Genomic DNA, 15,404 nt, shown 5'->3' with positions numbered 1-15,404 from the left:
CGATGCCATGAGCGACATGACCTTCGAGCGAATGATTTCCCAGATGACGCCGTCGATCTACCAGAGCCTCAAGCAGGCGGTGTCGCTGCGCAAGTGGCCGGACGGGCGAATGCTGACGGCCGAGCAGATCGAGCTGTGCATGGAAGCCGTGATGCGCTACGAGCACGACAACAATGTGCCCGAGGAGAGCCGCATCGGCTACCTGGAGCAACGCACCTGCGGCGCTGGGCCCGGTGGGCCATCGAGCAGTGCCGGGGTTTCCGAAGACATGGCGGGGCTCGCCCGGGATGCCAGTCGTGACTGAAGTACTTGCCCACGGATGTCTGTCCAAGATGGGGGTCGAACCCGACTCTCCCGCGCGCTACACCCTCAAGGCCGGCGAGAACCGTCTGCCGCTCAACGACTACCTGGGCCGCACCCTGCGTCTCGAGTGGAGCGGGGCGATCGCCTGTACCCACTGTGGGCGTGCGACCAAGAAGAGCTTCGGACAAGGCCACTGCTATCCCTGCTTCAAGCGCCTGGCCCAGTGCGACAGCTGCATCATGAAGCCCGAGCTGTGCCACTTTTTCGAGGGGACCTGTCGCGAGCCCGAGTGGGGCGAGCGGTTCTGCTTCCAGCCCCACGTCGTCTACCTGTCCAACGCTTCCGGGCTCAAGGTCGGGATCACCCGCAATACCCAGATGCCGACGCGCTGGCTCGACCAGGGCGCGATCCAGGCGTTGCCGATCCTCGAGGTGGACAGCCGCCAGCAGTCTGGCTTCGTCGAGGTGCTGTTCAAGAACGAGGTGTCGGATCGCACCAACTGGCGGGCGATGCTCAAGGGGCAGGTCGAGGAACTGGATCTGGCCGCAGAGCGCGACCGTCTGCTGGAAAGGCTGTCGGCGGGTCTGGGCGATCTACGCGAGCGCTTCGGCGCCGATGCTATCCGTCCCCTGGACGGCAGCCCACGTCGCTTCGACTACCCGGTACTGGAGTACCCCACCAAGGTCACGTCTCACAACCTCGACAAGAATCCGCGAGTCGAGGGCACCCTGATGGGAATCAAGGGCCAGTATCTGATCTTCGATACCGGAGTGATCAATCTTCGCAAGTACACCGGCTACGAGATGTCGCTGGCGGCTTGATCAACGTCACCGGCAGCGACAGGCGCTGCCAGCGACCCAGGGAGCGCTGTCATGTACGTGCTGCATATCGCCAATCGACAGACGTCGTCGTGGTCGCTGAGGGCCTGGCTGACCTTTCGCCAGCTCGAGATTCCCTTCGAGCTGGCCTTTCACCCCTTCGATGAGCAGGACAACAGTCACGCCGACTTTCGTCGGTTTTCGCCCTCGGGGCGAGTTCCCTGTCTGCATCATGACGAACGGGTGGTGTGGGACTCGCTGGCCATCATCGAATACCTGGCCGAGCGTCATTCCGAGATCTGGCCTGAGCATGTGGACGCCAGATGCTGGGCTAGAAGTGCCTGTGCCGAGATGCATTCAGGTTTCAGCGCGCTCAGGCAGCAGTGTCCGATGCACTGCGCGCTGCGCGTACGCTTGAACGAAAAGACGCCCGAGCTGCTGGATGACCTGCATCGGCTGAACGAACTGTTTGAAGACGGCTTGACGCGCTTTGGTGGACCTTACCTGTGCGGCGAGCGGTTTACCGCCGCAGACGCCTTTTTCGCCCCCATCGCCTTCAGGATGCGAACCTACGACCTGCCCATGGGTGGCCCGTCTCGCGACTACCTCGAGCGACTCCTCGCGTTGCCCGCCATGCGCCAATGGCAAAGCGAGGCGGTTTGCGAGCCGTTCCGTGAGTTGCCTCTCGAGGCGCAGATCCTCGCCAGCGGCACTGTGCTCAAGGACATGCGCTGAAGGATCTGCGCTGAAGGATCTGTGTTAGGGCATCTGACTATCTGTCAGAGCATACGATGCCCGATTCCGCTGTCGCAGAATCGGGCCGATCAGCCGCCTTTCGACCGCGTCCGTTGTTTCAACCTTCTGCGCTGGTCTCGCTGGCCTGTGGTGCCGGCGGCATCAGATGCTTGGGCAGGTTCTGCCGCCTGGCATCGGTCCTCGGGCCGTAGTGGGTCGACAGGTAGTCGAGGATGGTGGCTTCCATTTCGGGATTGAACTGCCACAGGCCCTGAGTCTCCTGCATCCAGTCGATCAGGTAGGCCCAGTGCTCGCGTGACCCCCTGTTCTGGGTGACCAGGGCGGCGGAGTGGCAGACGGTGCAGTTGCCCTTGACCGTCTGCCAGCCCTCCGCCATCACGAACCCGCTGTCCGGATCGGTCTCGAGGGGGGCATCTGTGGCTTGCCCAGAGGCCTCGCCTGTCGATTGAGCCAGGCCAAAGGGGCTGAACAGCACCGCGCCGAGCAGCAGGCCAGTCATCAAGAGCGGGCGGGTCGACGACCATGCCCTATGCCTTCTGGTGGTACGAATTCCCATGCCAGTCTCCTCCCTCAGCCGACCTGAACCGCGATGCGGTGACAGGCGTTGTTGAGGTAGCCTTTGGGGTTCCAGCCGGGCACCACCATGGGCTGGGACTGGCCGTTTTCGTCCACCGCCCGGGCCCACACCTCGTAATAGCCTGGCTCGGGGAACTCGACCTGGGTGGTAAAGCGCTGCCAGGCGAGGCGATTGGGTGCGTCGTTGAGGCTGGCCCTCTGCCAGGTGGCGCCGAAGTCGATGGAGGTGTGCACCTCGGACACCGACAGATCCCCCGCCCAGGCGTGACCGCGCACCTCCATCGGCTGGCCCTGGGCGTGCTCGATCCCTGATCGCGGGTAGGTGATCAGGGACTTCACCGGCATCGACTGGATGGTGACGAAGTCTTCCTTGGCCACCTCAGTGCCCGGTGCCACCGGGTTCGCCGGCACGCTGTAGGAGGGAGGCGCCATCTTGGCCCCATCGTGCTTCTGGTTGCGCACAACGATCTGCTTGAGCCACTTGCCCGAGACCGAGCCCGGCCAGCCGCCGCACACCAGGCGCAGCGGGTAGCCGTTCTGGTAGGGAATGTCCTCGCCGTTCATCGCCCAGGCGATCAGCGACTCGTCCTCCAGGGCCTTTTCCATCGGCACACCGCGAGAGATCGCTTCCTTGTCGGCGGCGCCGCTGGCATGGCGATCGGCGCCGTAGTAACCGATATAGACGGCGTCGTCGGCGATGCCACAGGCCTCCAGCACATCGCGAAGTCGTACCCCGGTAAAGGTCGGGCAGGCCACCGCGCCGGTGGTCCACTGGTTGCCGCTGGCGGCGGGGACGTACTCGCTGCGACCATTGCCGCCGCACTCTACCTGAAGCTGGTAGGTGTGCTCGGAGAAGCGCTCCTTCAGCTCGGCGATGGTGAAGGTGGTGGGGTTCTGGCACGACTCGCCGGTGATTTCCAGCGTCCAGGTGGCGGGATCGATCTCGGCTCGCTCCGGGGGCAGGCCGTTGTTGCGCACGAACATGTAGCGCGCCGGGGTAATGTCATCGTCGAGCAGATGGGCCGGTGTCTCGGCGTTGATCGGACGGTCGTTGAGGACCCTCAGCCCCTCCTTGCCCTCGATCTCGAAGGCTTCGTCGCTCTGGGCCAGGGCTGCGGGTATCAGGCCTCCCGGCATGAAGCGTGCGAAGGGAATGCTGGCGCCGAGTACCGCGCTCATGGCCAGCAGGCTGGAGCCGGTGAGAAATCCACGACGGCTGACGGGATCCACCTGCCGCCCCCACAGCTTGCGATCGGCGTCCACGGGATCCTTGGCGTAGAGGGCGTGCAGGCCCTTGGTCTGGCGGCGCATGCAGAACTCCTTATATTTTAATTGTAGGTCGTTATTCCAGAGGATCCTTGTAGCGTAGGTGGTGGCACCGGCGGCAGCCAGGGACAGTTGGAAGGCGGCAATGGGACCAGCGCTGGCGCATAGCGGCTTGGAGGCGGTGGCGTCTCGCGAGGCTTTATCCGAAACGTCGACGAGCGAAGGTTAGACAAGCCTCAGAATAGTGTTCCCTGACGGTGGGGCGGCCTGAAGCTCTCGGTATCAAGCTCACTATCAGTATCAAGACCGCTATCAAGGCCACTATCAAGGCCACTATCAAGGCCACTATCACTACGTCGTGACAGGCCCAGGCGACGGCAGGCCTTGCGGAAGCGTTGGTCGAGCAGTTCGGCGAAGACGCCCTGGCCGCGCATGCGGTGGCCGAAGCGACTGTCGTAGTCCTGGCCGTTGCGACACTGGCGAATCAGGCTCATGACCTTGCCGGCGCGCTCAGGATAGTGGGCCTCGAGCCAGGCCTCGAACAGCGGCGCGACCTCGCGTGGCAGGCGCAGCAGCATCCAGCCGGCGGTGCTGGCGCCGGCGTCCCTGGCGGCCTGAAGCAGGCGCTCGAGTTCATGGTCGGTAAGCCCGGGAATCACCGGCGAGACCAGGGTGCCCACCGGTACACCGGCATCGGCAAGTTCGCCGATGACCCGAAGTCGGGCCCGGGGTGAGGCGGTGCGCGGCTCCAGTTGACGCTTGAGTTCGGTGTCAAGGCTGGTGAGGCTGACCATCACCCGCACCAGGCGGCGGCTTGCCAGTTCACTCAACAGGTCCTTGTCGCGCAGGATCAGCGCGCTCTTGGTCACCAGGGTGACCGGATGACGCCACTCCAGCAGCCGTTCGAGCAGTGCCCTGGTGGTTCGGTGTTCGGCCTCGATGGGCTGGTAGGCGTCGGTGTTGCCGGACAGGTTGATCGGGCGGCAGACGTAGCCGGGCTTGCACAATTCCTCGGTGAGGCGTTCCACCAGGCCGGTGCGGGCGATCAGGCGGGTCTCGAAGTCGAGACCGGGTGACAGGTCCCAGTAGGCATGACTGGGCCGCGCGTAGCAGTAGATGCAGCCATGCTCGCAGCCACGGTAGGGGTTGATCGAGCGATCGAAGGGCAGGTCTGGCGAGCGGTTCCACGACAGAGCGCTCTTGGCGCTCTCGGTGGCGGTGACGGTGGCGATGCGATCAGGCGTTGCCTCTTGCCACCAGCCGTCGTCCACCTGTTGGCTACGGGTGGGAGAAAAACGATTGGCGGGATCATAGGTCGCGCCGCGGCCCTTCAAGGGGCTCGTAGCGCTTCTTTGCTGGCCGTCGTCGTGATAGTGATCCATGCCTGCAAGGCTAGTCGAATGCTGTTTATATATCCAGTGTGGTGGTGGGGCGAACGAACGCGGAGCAGAGCTATGGGCTGAATAAGGAGATAAACGGGGGTTGAGCAAGAGCTGAACGGGGAGCACAACGGCAAGAGGCCGCCCAAGGGCGGCCTCCTGTCGACTTGCCGGTGGAAGCGTTATTGCTTCGGCGTAAAGGAGCCGGCTTCCTGACGCTGGGGGTATTCCTCGAAGGTGGCCATGAAGTCCGCCACGATCTTGCCTACAGGGGAGAAGGCATACATGCGGCGCAGCTGCCAGTCGTCGTAGTAGGAAGAGTCTTCCGGGGCCATCTCGAACGGATCGGCACGCAGGTCGATCAACAGCGGTGCCTTGAGCTGCGTCTGCTGACGGCGCCAAGCGTCCATGCCCTCGTGCTCCTGGATGCTGAAGTGTGCCTTGTACTGGCCGAAGCGCACGGCACCCAGGGAACCATCATCGACGAAGGCGAAGAAGGTGTCGCGCGGCCACTCGCCGGCGTCCTCGGCGCCGGTCAGGTGGGGCAGCACGTTATAGCCATCGATGTGCACGTTGAATTCCTTGTCACCGGCGGTGTAGCCGTCAAGCAGCTGCTCCTTGATGTCCGGCTCGCCAGCGGCGGCGATCAGGGTCGGGAACATGTCCTCAAGCGAAAGGATCTCGTTGGACACCTGGCCCGGTTCGATCTGCCCCGGCCACCTCATCATGAACGGCACCCGAATGCCGCCTTCCCAGGTAGTGGCCTTCTCGCCACGGAAGGGCGAGGTGCCGCCATCCGGCCAGGTGAACTTCTCGGCGCCGTTGTCGGTGGTGTAGATGACGATGGTGTTCTCGTCGGCACCCAGTTCCTCGAGCTTGTCGAGCAGTTGGCCCACCAGGGCGTCGTGCTCGGTCATGCCATCGGCGTAGACGCCAAGTCCGGTGCGGCCTTCACTCTCTTCCTTGAGGTGGGTGAAGATGTGCATGCGGGTGGTGTTGTACCAAACGAACCAGGGTGTATCGGAAGATTCCTGGCGCTCGATGAAGTCCTCGGCGGCGGTCAGGAATTCCTCGTCGATGGTCTCCATACGCTGTTTTGTCAGCGGGCCGGTGTCCTCGATCTGGCCATCCGCGGAAGAGCGAATGACACCACGGGGGCCGAACTGTTCACGGAAGCCAGGATCGGTGGGGTAGTCGGCGTTCTCCGGCTCTTCCTCGGCGTTCAGGTGGTAGAGGTTGCCGAAGAATTCGTCGAAGCCGTGGTTGGTCGGCAGGTACTCGTCGCGATCGCCGAGGTGGTTCTTGCCGAACTGGCCGGTAGCGTAGCCCATCGGCTTGAGGATCTCGGCGATGGTCGGGTCTTCCGGCTGCAGGCCGAGCGGATCGCCGGGCATGCCGATCTTGAGAAGACCGGTACGCTTGGGTGACTGCCCGGTGATGAAGGCCGCGCGCCCAGCGGTGCAGCTCTGCTGGCCATAGGCGTCGGTGAAGCGGATGCCTTCTTCGGCGATGCTGTCGATGTTGGGCGTGGTGTAACCCATCATGCCGCTGTTGTAGGCGCTGGTGTTAAACCAGCCGATGTCATCGCCCATGATGACCAGGATGTTGGGCTTGTCTGATGACGCCTCGGAGGAGGTTTCTTCTTCGGTCGCGGACGCTGGCTGAATGCTGGCTGCCAGGCCGACCGCAGCAATCGATGCCGCCACGATGCCCTTCCAGGGCGAAGGTATTGCCGACGAATACACTTTCATGATCGTTCCCTTAAATTAAATGATGTCATTGACATGGCATTGATACAGCGGAGTGATGTGTTGGCCTGCTCTCCTTGCTGGTCGACGTACGGCTTGCTGGTCAGGTCCTGACAGCCGGCGCGTGAAGGCCGGCGGTATCGTTGTATTTCCTCCGATTCCCGCCCGCTGGGCTGGAGCCAGGGGGAGGGAAGGCCGAGTCTGCTGGCTCAGCTAAAAGTGTGCCTTGATGGGCATGCAAGACAGCATAGTAAACGATCATTGCTTGTGCATGACCAACTTCCCCGAGCCTGCCCAAATGGTTGTCTCATTTGCTTTGCCATCGTCGACTCGACCGTCAGGGTGCCAGTGACCTCGCCCTCTGTGTCGTTGGTCATCGCCCTCTGTGTCATTGGTCGTGGCCCTTGGCACCTTCTCCCTTGGCTGAGTTTGAACCGCTGTTTCTGCCTGGACCCTCCCTCGGGTGGGGCGGACCGCTGAGGACACAAGAGGGAGCAAAAGCTTGCTCCACGACAAATAGGCCCCTCTCATGCCTGAATGTTTGTCCAGTAGTCTAAGTGCGGGCACCTGGCGTAGCCGCACCGAGAGTCACCAGGAGGGTGTCCTTCGAGGGCGAAGGAGAGCGAAGGCAGATGAATATAGGCTTGAACGCTGTGGAAACAATGGCACTGGCGCTGGTCCTGCTGATGGTGGGCATTCAGCTTCGGCGCCGGGTGGAGTGGCTCGAGCGCATGTGCGTACCGACGCCGGTGGTCGGGGGCATCGGCTTCGCCGTGCTGGTATGGCTGCTGCGATCGATGGACGTGCTGACGCTGGATCTGGACACCAGCGTTCAGGATCCGATGATGATCGCCTTCTTCGCCACGGTAGGGCTCGGTGGCAGCCTCTCGGTGCTGGCCAGGGGCGGGCGTTCGCTAGTGATCTTCCTGTTGACCTGCTGGGCCCTGGTACTGGTGCAGAATGGTATCGGTATCGGCGTCGCCTCGATGATCGGGCTCGACCCCCTGATCGGCCTGATGGCGGGCGGGCCTTCGCTGGAAGGCGGCTTTGGCGGTGCGGCGGCCTTCGGGCCAGAGGCGGAAGCGCTCGGTGCCGACGGCGCCCTGACCGCCGCCATGACGGCGGCCACCTACGGTGTCATCACCGGTAGCCTGCTGGGCGCGCCTCTCGCCCGCTGGTTGATCGAGCGGTTCAAGCTTCGCATCGAGGCCGAGGAGGTCGGCGGGCTTGCCGATCTGCACGAGGAGCACCTGAGCGAAGAGGATCAGACGCTGACCCCGCATCGGGTACTGAAGGCTATGGCGGTGGTGGTGCCGGTGATGGTCATCGGCCTGGCCTGTCGCGAACTCATGAAAGAGAAACTCGGCATCGTGCTGCCAAGCTATGTCGGGGCCATGTTCGTGGCCATCGTGTTGCGCAACCTGAACGATCACCTTCGCCTGGTCGAGGTGTCCGAGCGTGCCATCAATCTGATCGGAGAAGTCAGCCTGGCGATCTTCCTGACCATGGCCATGATGAACCTGAAGATCTGGCAGCTGCAGGGGATGGGACTTGGCCTGGCGCTGATCCTGATGATCCAGACGCTGGTGATCGTTGCCATCGCGGCACTGGTAGTCTTTCGTTCGCTCGGCAGCAACTACGACGCCGCCGTACTCTCCGCCGGTTTTATCGGTTTTGGCCTGGGCGCTACCCCCAACGCCTTCGCCAACATGGGCGCCGTCTGCGACCACTACAAGGTGGTATCGAGCAAGGCCTACATCATCGTTCCGCTGTGTGGCGCCGTCTTGATCGACATGGTCTCCGTGCCCGCCATCACCTGGTGTCTCAACGTCTTTGCCTGAGGTCACGCTCGAGCGGTTTCACCAGTAGAGCTGTTTCATGAATAGATACCGACGCCGCGCCCACCCGGGCGCGGCGTCGGTCGTCCTGTCGAATCATGATGAATGCGGGGGCCTCGAACGGGGCTCGAATGGGGTTTGAATGAGGCAAGGCGACCCGCAGCACGACCCGCAGCACGACCTGCAGCACGACCTGCAGCATAGACGCTCGATCTCGGATCCGTTTCCGAGGGAAGATCGCCTTTCGGTGATCTGCTAAGCTCGGCGGCTTGTTGCCCGCCTGTTCGCGTGTCTGAAGGCTCGGGCGGTCTTTTTCTTATTCGCCGCCTGGGCGGCGTTAGTGCCATCAGGATATCGCCGTGCGTGACCAGCCCTCGTCCTCGTCTTCTACCCCCGCCTCGACGCTTGACTCGCCCCTCGACTCGCCCCTTGCTTCAACTCTTTCCACCAATATTGGCTGCATTCCTTCGCTGGACCTTGAGGCCCGCCGCCTGGCCTGTGCTCGTCTCGATAACCTGACCAAGCCCCCCGGCAGCCTGGGTCGACTCGAGAAGCTCGCTGCGGATCTGGCGGCGATGACAGGAGAGCCGTTACCCCGGGTCGACCCTGCGGCCATCATCGTGTTCGCCGCCGACCACGGGGTGGCGGCGGAAGGCGTGTCGGCCTTTCCGGCCTCGGTCACCGCCCAGATGGTCGCCAACTTCGCCCGCGGGGGCGCCGCCATCAACGTTTTTGCCCGCCAGATCAATGCCCGGCTCGAGGTCGTCGACGTTGGGGTGGCCACGCCCAGCGACCAGGTGCCGGGTGTGGTGCTCGAACGGGTGCGCGCGGGCAGCGGCAATATTGCCTGCGAGGACGCCATGAGTCCCGACGAGGTAAAGGCGGCGCTTGAGGTCGGCATTCGTGCCGTCGAGCGCGCCCGCGCTGCGGGTGCCCGCTGTGTCATCCTGGGGGAGATGGGCATCGCCAACACCACCGCAAGCAGCGCTCTGCTGGCCGCCTTTACCGGCCTTTCCGCCGAGGAGGTGGTGGGGCGTGGCACCGGTATCGACGATGCGCGCCTGGACCACAAGCGCAAGGTCATCGCCAGGGCGCTGGCGCGGGGTGCTGGCGATACCGCCCTCGATACCCTGGCGCGTCTGGGCGGGCTCGAGATCGCCGCCATGGCGGGGGCCTGCCTGGCTGCAGCGGCGGGTCGCACGCCGGTGCTGGTGGACGGTTTTATCGCCACGGTGGCGGCCCTTGCGGCGACTCGGCTGGCGCCTGGCGTGCGCGACTACCTGGTGTTTGGCCATCGCAGCGATGAGGCCGGTCACGGTGAGGCGCTGGCCGTACTCGGCGGTGAGCCGCTGTTGTCACTTGGCCTGCGCCTGGGCGAAGGCAGCGGCGCGGCCCTGGCCTATCCGCTGCTCGCCAGTGCCTGCGCCATGCTCAGCGAGATGGCGACCTTCGCTGACGCCCGGGTCGAGGGTGGCCCGTCGGCATGAGGCGAGCAGACGTCGCGAGAGTAGATGACGACAGCGCGGCCAGGGGGTGGTGGTTTCCATGACGCTGCCGCCACTGAGCCCCGAGTTGCTGGCGTTGGTGCTCGCCGCCCTGGTGCTGGATCTTTGGCTGGGGGATCCACGCTGGCTGCCGCATCCGGTGGTCGGCATGGGCCGACTGATCGGCGCCCTGGAAGCGCGGCTCAACCGTGGCAGGCCGCAGGCGCGTCGAGCCAAGGGCGTGGTGCTCACGCTGGTGGTGGTGGGGCTTGCATGGACGCTGGCCACTCTGGCGATTGGCCTTGCCGGTGTCGTCTCGCCCTGGCTGGCGCTGGTGGTGGAGGGCTTGCTTTTGTGGACCTGCCTTGCCTGCCGGGGCCTGGTGCAGGCGGCCCGCGCGGTGGCCACACCGCTGGCAAGGGGCGATCTGTATCAGGCGCGGCGCGCGGTCTCGGCCATCGTCGGGCGCGATACCCGAGCGCTTGACGAGGCAGGAGTGAGCCGAGCGTGCGTCGAGAGCGTGGCCGAAAATACCGTCGATGGCATCACCGCACCGCTGTTCTGGGCTCTGCTCGGCGGTGCGCCCCTGGCCTTGGCCTACAAGGCCGCCAATACTCTGGATTCCATGGTCGGCCATCGCAGCGATCGCTACCGTGAGTTCGGCTGGGCCTCGGCTCGCTTCGACGATCTGGTCAACCTGCTGCCGGCTCGGCTGACGGCGCTGGCGATGTGGTGTCTTGCTGCGGTGGTTCCGGGGCTGCGCAGGCGCGGCGCCTGGTCGGCGACGCGCCGACAGGCACCGGCTCACCCCAGTCCCAACGCCGGCTGGCCGGAGGCCATGGTGGCCAATCTGCTCGGCGTCGAGCTGGGCGGGGTAAACCACTATGGCGATCAGATCAGCGACCGGGCGCGGCTGGGCTCGCCCACCGAGACGTTAAAGGCGCGTCATATCGACGCCGCGATTCGCTGTCTCTACGCCGGCACGGCGGGCGTTCTGACACTGCTGGCCCTGATCATACTGGTGCTGGAGGCCGTGCGATGACATCGACCCACAATCAGCATCTGAGCGACACAAGCGCGAGCCAGACGCCAACGCAGGGCCAGGGCTCTTGCTGGCCTGATCATGGCGGCCAGGGCGCGGCGCTGCTCGACAGACTTGGCCTGTCGTCGGTGACACCGACCATGGATGTGAGCGCGAGCCTCAATCCGCTGGGCCCGCCGGCCTGGCTTGCTGATTGGCTCGCCCGCGCCATGAGCGAGGTGCGCCACTATCCTGACCCCGAACACCGGGACGCCGTGGCGGCCCTGGCGGCGTCGCTGGGGATAGCGCCACTGTCGGTGGTGTTGACCAACGGCGGCGCCGAGGCGATCCACCTGGTGGCCCGGGCCTATCGTCGCGCCCGCGCCTTGATCATCGAGCCGACCTTCGGCGAGTACGCCCGGGCATGCCGCCTCAACGACATCGAGATCGAGCGTTTGCAGCTCAGCGGAGATGACTTCCGGCTGGACGTCGAGGCGCTCTCGGCACGCCTTGCCGCTGTCGATCTGGTGTTTGTGTGTCGCCCCAACAATCCCACCGGCACGCGCCTTCCCAGAAGTGAGGTGGAAGCGCTGGTGGCGGCGGCCAGGCGCAGCGACACCCTGGTGGTCATCGACGAAGCCTTCGTCGACTTTGCCGACGACGAAGCCCCGCTCACCGACCTGGTGGAGCAGGGCGAGCCGCTGGTGCTGTTGCGCTCGCTGACCAAGTTTTACGCCCTGGCGGGGCTGCGGCTTGGCTATCTGGTGGCGTCCCCGCAGCGCTGTCGGGCGCTGCAACACCATCAGGTGGCCTGGAGCGTCAACGGCCTGGCTGCCGCCGTAGTTCCCGAGCTGCTGGCCGATGGCGACTTTGCGCGTCGCACGCGCGACTGGCTTCACTCCGAGCGTGCCAATCTGACGGCAGGCCTGCGCGATCTGGGCCTGACGGTGGTGGACTCCCAGACCAATTTCGTGCTGTTCAGGCCGCCGGGCCAGCCGTCGCAGGCCAATGGCGAAGCCTTGTTATCGTATCTGGCCCGTCGTGGCTGTCTGGCTCGCCACACCCACACCTTCAGTGGGTTGGACGGCGCCTGGATTCGCGTGGCGCTGCAACTCCGCGCCGACAATGACCGCCTGCTCAGATGGCTTGGCGGCGACTGGCTCGGCACCTTGCTGCAGCAGGGCGACGCCCCGTCTCGTGGAGAGCACCGATGATCGTCTTTGTCAGCGGTGGGGTGCGTTCGGGCAAGAGTCACGTGGCCGAACAGGCGGCGCTGGCGCTCCACGCCGACAAGCCCCGGGGGAAGCTCTGGTACCTGGCGACCGCCAGGGCGGAGGAGGGCGAGATGGCCTCGCGGGTGTCGCGCCACCAGGCCCGGCGTGACAGCCGCTGGCATACGCTGGAGGCACCGCAGGACCTGTTGGCCGCCTGGCGTCAGGTGGGCACAGGCGACACCGTGCTGCTGGATTGCCTGACGCTGTGGTCGAGTCAGCGCCTGTTTGCCGACGGCCTCGAGCGTGACGCCAGGCGCGCTGCGGCGAGAGACGCCTTCAACCAACTAGCAGCGCTGCTCGGGGACGCTCGCCGACGTGATATCGCGCTGGTGGTCGTCTCCAACGACCTCAACGAGGAATTGCCGCCGAAGGACGCCCTGGTGCGCTGGTACCTGAGCGAGCTCCAGCGTCTGCACCTGCTGTTGGCGCGGTGCGCCGATCGGGTGGTGGAGGTGGTCGCGGGGCAGACCATCGAGTGGAAGCCGGCGGGGGAACGTACCGCTGACGTGAGGGCAGGGGCGGGCAACAGGCTGGGTAGAGGAGAACCGAGTGAGTGATCTAAGGCCACGAGTGCTGCCGGCACTGGCCGGGCTGGGGCTGGCGATCCAGTTTCTTACCCGGATACCGTTGCCGGTGATGATCGACTGGAACGGCGCCAACCGCCGCTGGGCGGCGCGTTGCTACCCGCTGGTGGGGCTCTTGATCGGCGTGTTGCTGGCCGTGGCCGCCGCGCTGACCTCAGCGCTGCCGACACCGATCCAGGCACTGGCGCTGCTGACACTGTGGGTGGCGCTGTCCGGCGGGCTGCACCTGGACGGTGTGATGGACCTGGCCGATGCGCTAGGCAGCAATGCGCCGCTCGAGCGCCGCTGGCAGATCATGAAGGACCCGCAGGTCGGCAGTTTTGGCATGCTGGCGCTGGTGTTCCTGCTGGCCTGGAAGGCGGTCCTGTTGTGGTGGTGGCTTGCGACCGGTGGGGCTCTGCTGTGGCTGGTCGTGGTCCCCGCCCTGGCCAGAGCCAGCGCGGTGGCGCTGCTGATCGGCGTACCCGCTGCTCGGCCCGAGGGACTCGCCCATAGCTGGCAGCAGGGCCTTGGCTGGCGCGACCTGACGCTTGCCCTGGTTCCTCTTCTGGTGGTTGTTTCCGCGGGACTGATGCTGGCGCCGGGCGGGGCGAACGTAGCCGGGCTGGTGTGGGTTCTGCTTGCCAGCGGGGGCTTTACCTGGGTCTTCGCCCGGGGGATGATCCGAGCCTTTCACGGCATCAACGGCGATATGCTGGGCAGTGCCATCGAGGGAGGAGAACTATGGCTTCTGATGTGTGTCTCGAGCTGGTGGTGGTTCGCCACGGGCTGACCCAGTGGAACCTGGACAAGCGCTACCAGGGCCAGCGCGATATCGAGCTGTTGATGCCCGACGCCCTGGCCGATATGGATCGGCTGCGCCTGGAACTGGAAGGCGAGCGCTTCGACGCCGTGGTGTCGAGCGACCTGACCCGCTGCCGCCAGACCCTGGCCCATATCGCCGAGGGACGTGGCTGGCCGGAGCCTCGCCTGGACCAACGCCTGCGCGAGAACGACTTCGGCGAGTTCGAGGGGCGCAACTGGGAAGAGCTCAAGGACGATCCGGTCTACCGGGAGTGGATCGACAGCGCCGGGGAGCTGGCGCCTCCCGGTGGGGAATCCGCCCAGGACCTGCGTGACCGACTGGCGCTGGCCCTCGACGCCATCTTCGATGCCGCCGTCGAGGCTGGCCACCGGCGCGTGCTGGTGGTCACCCACGGCGGGGTGATCCGCGAGCTGCGCCGAGAGTTCGAGGGCGTGCCTTTCTGGGAGGGCGTCGTCGGTCAGGCCGCAGGTCGGCGCTGGACACTCATTCGACAAGCAGAGGGCATCACATGCACGTCTTCATCGGCGGTACCGCGTCAGGCAAGCGTCAGCGGGTAGCCGAGCGCTACCCCGAGGCACGTTGGCGCGACGCCGGCGAGATGATGAGACGGGTGCCCGGTGCTGGCGCTGGTCCCGCCATCGACGATGGCGACACCCTCGTCATCAGCGGCTGGCTTGCCTGGCTCGAGGCCGAACTAGAGAACGAACTTGAGAACCAACGTGAAAACGAGTCAGCAAGCGCCGACGATGACCGGCTGGGCCAGCGCTGGCGCCAGGCCTTTGCCGGCTGGGCCAGTTCGCCGGGACGGCGCGTGCTGGTGCTTGACGAGGTGGGGCGCGGCATCGTCCCGGTGGACCCGGCCCAGCGCCGCCTGCGTGATCTGATGGGCTGGCTGTCCCAGGACGCGGTACGCCTGGCAAGCCAGGTACACTATGTACGCCATGGCCTGACCATGCGGCTCGATGGGAAGGATGCTGCCGCAGCGGGCCGAGCAAACTAAGCGAACAGAGCCGGCATGGCCCCCATCGAATAAGCCGAACGGCGCTTTTCGTTGACGCCCGCTGTGCCGATTGCTAGCTTACGCGCACTCTCAGGTGCCCCGAAACGTGCCAGCATGACCATGGCGTCAGTCCTTTCTGACGCAAGACGCTGTGGCCAGAAGTAGACACGAGGGGTGAAACGGGAAGTCGGTGCCAATCCGACGCTGCCCCCGCAACGGTGATCGAGTCAAGCGCGCTCACCACGCCACTGTGACAGGGTCCTTGACCCCTGATGCGACCGGACCCTGTGTCCCGCTCAGCCAGTCACGGGAAGGCGAACGCGCCGAACCGTCGAAACGCTTCGATGGTTCATCTCGTCAGCCCGGAGACCGGCCTGAAGAGCCATGCCAAGGGGCGGTGGGGTCCCGACGCGCAGCGCTTGCCTGTCAGTTTGGTGTTCTTGACGCTCCCGGGTGTCCTGTCCAGCGTTCTGTGTCCCCTGTTCGCTCCTCGGCCTTCGAGGGTCTACGCCGTGCGGGTGCGCACGGTGCCAAGGGATACACCATGTCGTC

15 protein-coding genes and 1 riboswitch are annotated in these 15,404 nt (G+C 65.1%); of the genes, 11 read left to right on the top strand and 4 right to left on the bottom strand.

Annotated features, from left to right (window positions below):
* Positions 1–7: 7 nt before the first annotated feature.
* The 3 genes from KUV74_RS14555 to KUV74_RS14545 are packed head-to-tail and all read left to right on the top strand — an operon-like array spanning position 8 to position 1,856.
* Positions 8–304, top strand: coding sequence for a YeaC family protein (locus KUV74_RS14555; RefSeq protein ID WP_045994422.1), 297 nt, complete (start codon positions 8–10; stop codon positions 302–304).
* Positions 288–1,124, top strand: coding sequence for a DUF2797 domain-containing protein (locus tag KUV74_RS14550; RefSeq protein WP_371931865.1), 837 nt, complete (start codon positions 288–290; stop codon positions 1,122–1,124). The genes KUV74_RS14555 and KUV74_RS14550 overlap by 17 nt, the downstream gene beginning before the upstream one ends.
* A gap of 51 nt (positions 1,125–1,175) precedes the next feature.
* Positions 1,176–1,856 (top strand): glutathione S-transferase family protein, encoded by a 681-nt coding sequence (locus tag KUV74_RS14545; RefSeq protein ID WP_222516692.1) that lies wholly within the window; start codon positions 1,176–1,178, stop codon positions 1,854–1,856.
* A 118-nt stretch (positions 1,857–1,974) separates the two neighbouring features.
* Here KUV74_RS14545 and KUV74_RS14540 read toward each other — a convergent pair whose 3' ends face one another.
* From KUV74_RS14540 to KUV74_RS14525, 4 genes are all read right to left on the bottom strand, one after another.
* Complete coding sequence (locus tag KUV74_RS14540) at positions 1,975–2,433, bottom strand: hypothetical protein (protein ID WP_222516691.1); 459 nt, start codon at positions 2,431–2,433, stop codon at positions 1,975–1,977.
* A 14-nt stretch (positions 2,434–2,447) separates the two neighbouring features.
* A complete protein-coding gene (locus KUV74_RS14535; RefSeq protein ID WP_222516690.1) occupies positions 2,448–3,764 on the bottom strand; it encodes a sulfite oxidase in 1,317 nt (438 codons plus the stop codon).
* A 191-nt stretch (positions 3,765–3,955) separates the two neighbouring features.
* Positions 3,956–5,101 (bottom strand): PA0069 family radical SAM protein, encoded by a 1,146-nt coding sequence (locus tag KUV74_RS14530; protein ID WP_222516689.1) that lies wholly within the window; start codon positions 5,099–5,101, stop codon positions 3,956–3,958.
* A gap of 179 nt (positions 5,102–5,280) precedes the next feature.
* Complete coding sequence (locus tag KUV74_RS14525) at positions 5,281–6,849, bottom strand: arylsulfatase (protein WP_124803923.1); 1,569 nt, start codon at positions 6,847–6,849, stop codon at positions 5,281–5,283.
* Positions 6,850–7,478: 629 nt separating this feature from the next.
* Between KUV74_RS14525 and gltS the strand changes: the two genes are divergently transcribed.
* The 8 genes from gltS (at position 7,479) to KUV74_RS14485 (ending at position 14,852) form a co-directional block, all read left to right on the top strand.
* Positions 7,479–8,687 (top strand): sodium/glutamate symporter, encoded by a 1,209-nt coding sequence (gene gltS / locus KUV74_RS14520; RefSeq protein WP_124803921.1) that lies wholly within the window; start codon positions 7,479–7,481, stop codon positions 8,685–8,687.
* A gap of 449 nt (positions 8,688–9,136) precedes the next feature.
* Positions 9,137–10,171 carry a nicotinate-nucleotide--dimethylbenzimidazole phosphoribosyltransferase gene (cobT, locus tag KUV74_RS14515; RefSeq protein ID WP_222516726.1) on the top strand — a complete coding sequence of 345 codons (1,035 nt, stop codon included), beginning with the start codon at positions 9,137–9,139 and terminating at the stop codon, positions 10,169–10,171.
* A gap of 58 nt (positions 10,172–10,229) precedes the next feature.
* Positions 10,230–11,210 carry an adenosylcobinamide-phosphate synthase CbiB gene (cbiB, locus tag KUV74_RS14510; protein WP_222516688.1) on the top strand — a complete coding sequence of 327 codons (981 nt, stop codon included), beginning with the start codon at positions 10,230–10,232 and terminating at the stop codon, positions 11,208–11,210.
* On the top strand, positions 11,207–12,403 hold the full coding sequence (cobD, locus tag KUV74_RS14505) for a threonine-phosphate decarboxylase CobD (protein WP_222516687.1): 1,197 nt from the start codon (positions 11,207–11,209) through the stop codon (positions 12,401–12,403). The genes cbiB and cobD overlap by 4 nt, the downstream gene beginning before the upstream one ends.
* On the top strand, positions 12,400–13,020 hold the full coding sequence (locus KUV74_RS14500; protein WP_222516686.1) for a bifunctional adenosylcobinamide kinase/adenosylcobinamide-phosphate guanylyltransferase: 621 nt from the start codon (positions 12,400–12,402) through the stop codon (positions 13,018–13,020). The genes cobD and KUV74_RS14500 overlap by 4 nt, the downstream gene beginning before the upstream one ends.
* A 13-nt stretch (positions 13,021–13,033) precedes the next feature.
* Complete coding sequence (cobS, locus tag KUV74_RS14495; protein WP_222516725.1) at positions 13,034–13,819, top strand: adenosylcobinamide-GDP ribazoletransferase; 786 nt, start codon at positions 13,034–13,036, stop codon at positions 13,817–13,819.
* Complete coding sequence (locus KUV74_RS14490) at positions 13,771–14,409, top strand: histidine phosphatase family protein (protein ID WP_222516685.1); 639 nt, start codon at positions 13,771–13,773, stop codon at positions 14,407–14,409. Before cobS ends, KUV74_RS14490 begins: the two co-directional genes overlap by 49 nt.
* Positions 14,361–14,852 (top strand): bifunctional adenosylcobinamide kinase/adenosylcobinamide-phosphate guanylyltransferase, encoded by a 492-nt coding sequence (locus tag KUV74_RS14485; RefSeq protein ID WP_222516684.1) that lies wholly within the window; start codon positions 14,361–14,363, stop codon positions 14,850–14,852. The genes KUV74_RS14490 and KUV74_RS14485 overlap by 49 nt, the downstream gene beginning before the upstream one ends.
* 135 nt (positions 14,853–14,987) lie before the next feature.
* Positions 14,988–15,245, top strand: a riboswitch (cobalamin riboswitch).
* The last annotated feature ends 159 nt before the right edge of the window (positions 15,246–15,404 follow it).

This window comes from Halomonas sp. DP1Y21-3, assembly GCF_019801245.1.
Classification (GTDB): domain Bacteria; phylum Pseudomonadota; class Gammaproteobacteria; order Pseudomonadales; family Halomonadaceae; genus Halomonas; species Halomonas litopenaei.
This window is presented reverse-complemented; position numbering and strand designations above follow the sequence as displayed.

Excerpts from the sequence above, each read along its gene's own strand:
- KUV74_RS14555 (WP_045994422.1), top strand. The coding sequence starts at position 8 with ATGAGCGACATGACCTTCGAGCGAATGATTTCCCAGATGACGCCGTCG.
- KUV74_RS14500 (WP_222516686.1), top strand. The coding sequence starts at position 12,400 with ATGATCGTCTTTGTCAGCGGTGGGGTGCGTTCGGGCAAGAGTCACGTG.
- KUV74_RS14490 (WP_222516685.1), top strand. The coding sequence starts at position 13,771 with ATGGCTTCTGATGTGTGTCTCGAGCTGGTGGTGGTTCGCCACGGGCTG.
- KUV74_RS14535 (WP_222516690.1), bottom strand. The coding sequence starts at position 3,764 with ATGCGCCGCCAGACCAAGGGCCTGCACGCCCTCTACGCCAAGGATCCC.
- KUV74_RS14540 (WP_222516691.1), bottom strand. The coding sequence starts at position 2,433 with ATGGGAATTCGTACCACCAGAAGGCATAGGGCATGGTCGTCGACCCGC.
- gltS (WP_124803921.1), top strand. The coding sequence starts at position 7,479 with ATGAATATAGGCTTGAACGCTGTGGAAACAATGGCACTGGCGCTGGTC.
- KUV74_RS14485 (WP_222516684.1), top strand. The coding sequence starts at position 14,361 with ATGCACGTCTTCATCGGCGGTACCGCGTCAGGCAAGCGTCAGCGGGTA.
- KUV74_RS14525 (WP_124803923.1), bottom strand. The coding sequence starts at position 6,849 with ATGAAAGTGTATTCGTCGGCAATACCTTCGCCCTGGAAGGGCATCGTG.
- KUV74_RS14545 (WP_222516692.1), top strand. The coding sequence starts at position 1,176 with ATGTACGTGCTGCATATCGCCAATCGACAGACGTCGTCGTGGTCGCTG.
- cbiB (WP_222516688.1), top strand. The coding sequence starts at position 10,230 with ATGACGCTGCCGCCACTGAGCCCCGAGTTGCTGGCGTTGGTGCTCGCC.
- cobD (WP_222516687.1), top strand. The coding sequence starts at position 11,207 with ATGACATCGACCCACAATCAGCATCTGAGCGACACAAGCGCGAGCCAG.
- KUV74_RS14550 (WP_371931865.1), top strand. The coding sequence starts at position 288 with ATGCCAGTCGTGACTGAAGTACTTGCCCACGGATGTCTGTCCAAGATG.
- KUV74_RS14530 (WP_222516689.1), bottom strand. The coding sequence starts at position 5,101 with ATGGATCACTATCACGACGACGGCCAGCAAAGAAGCGCTACGAGCCCC.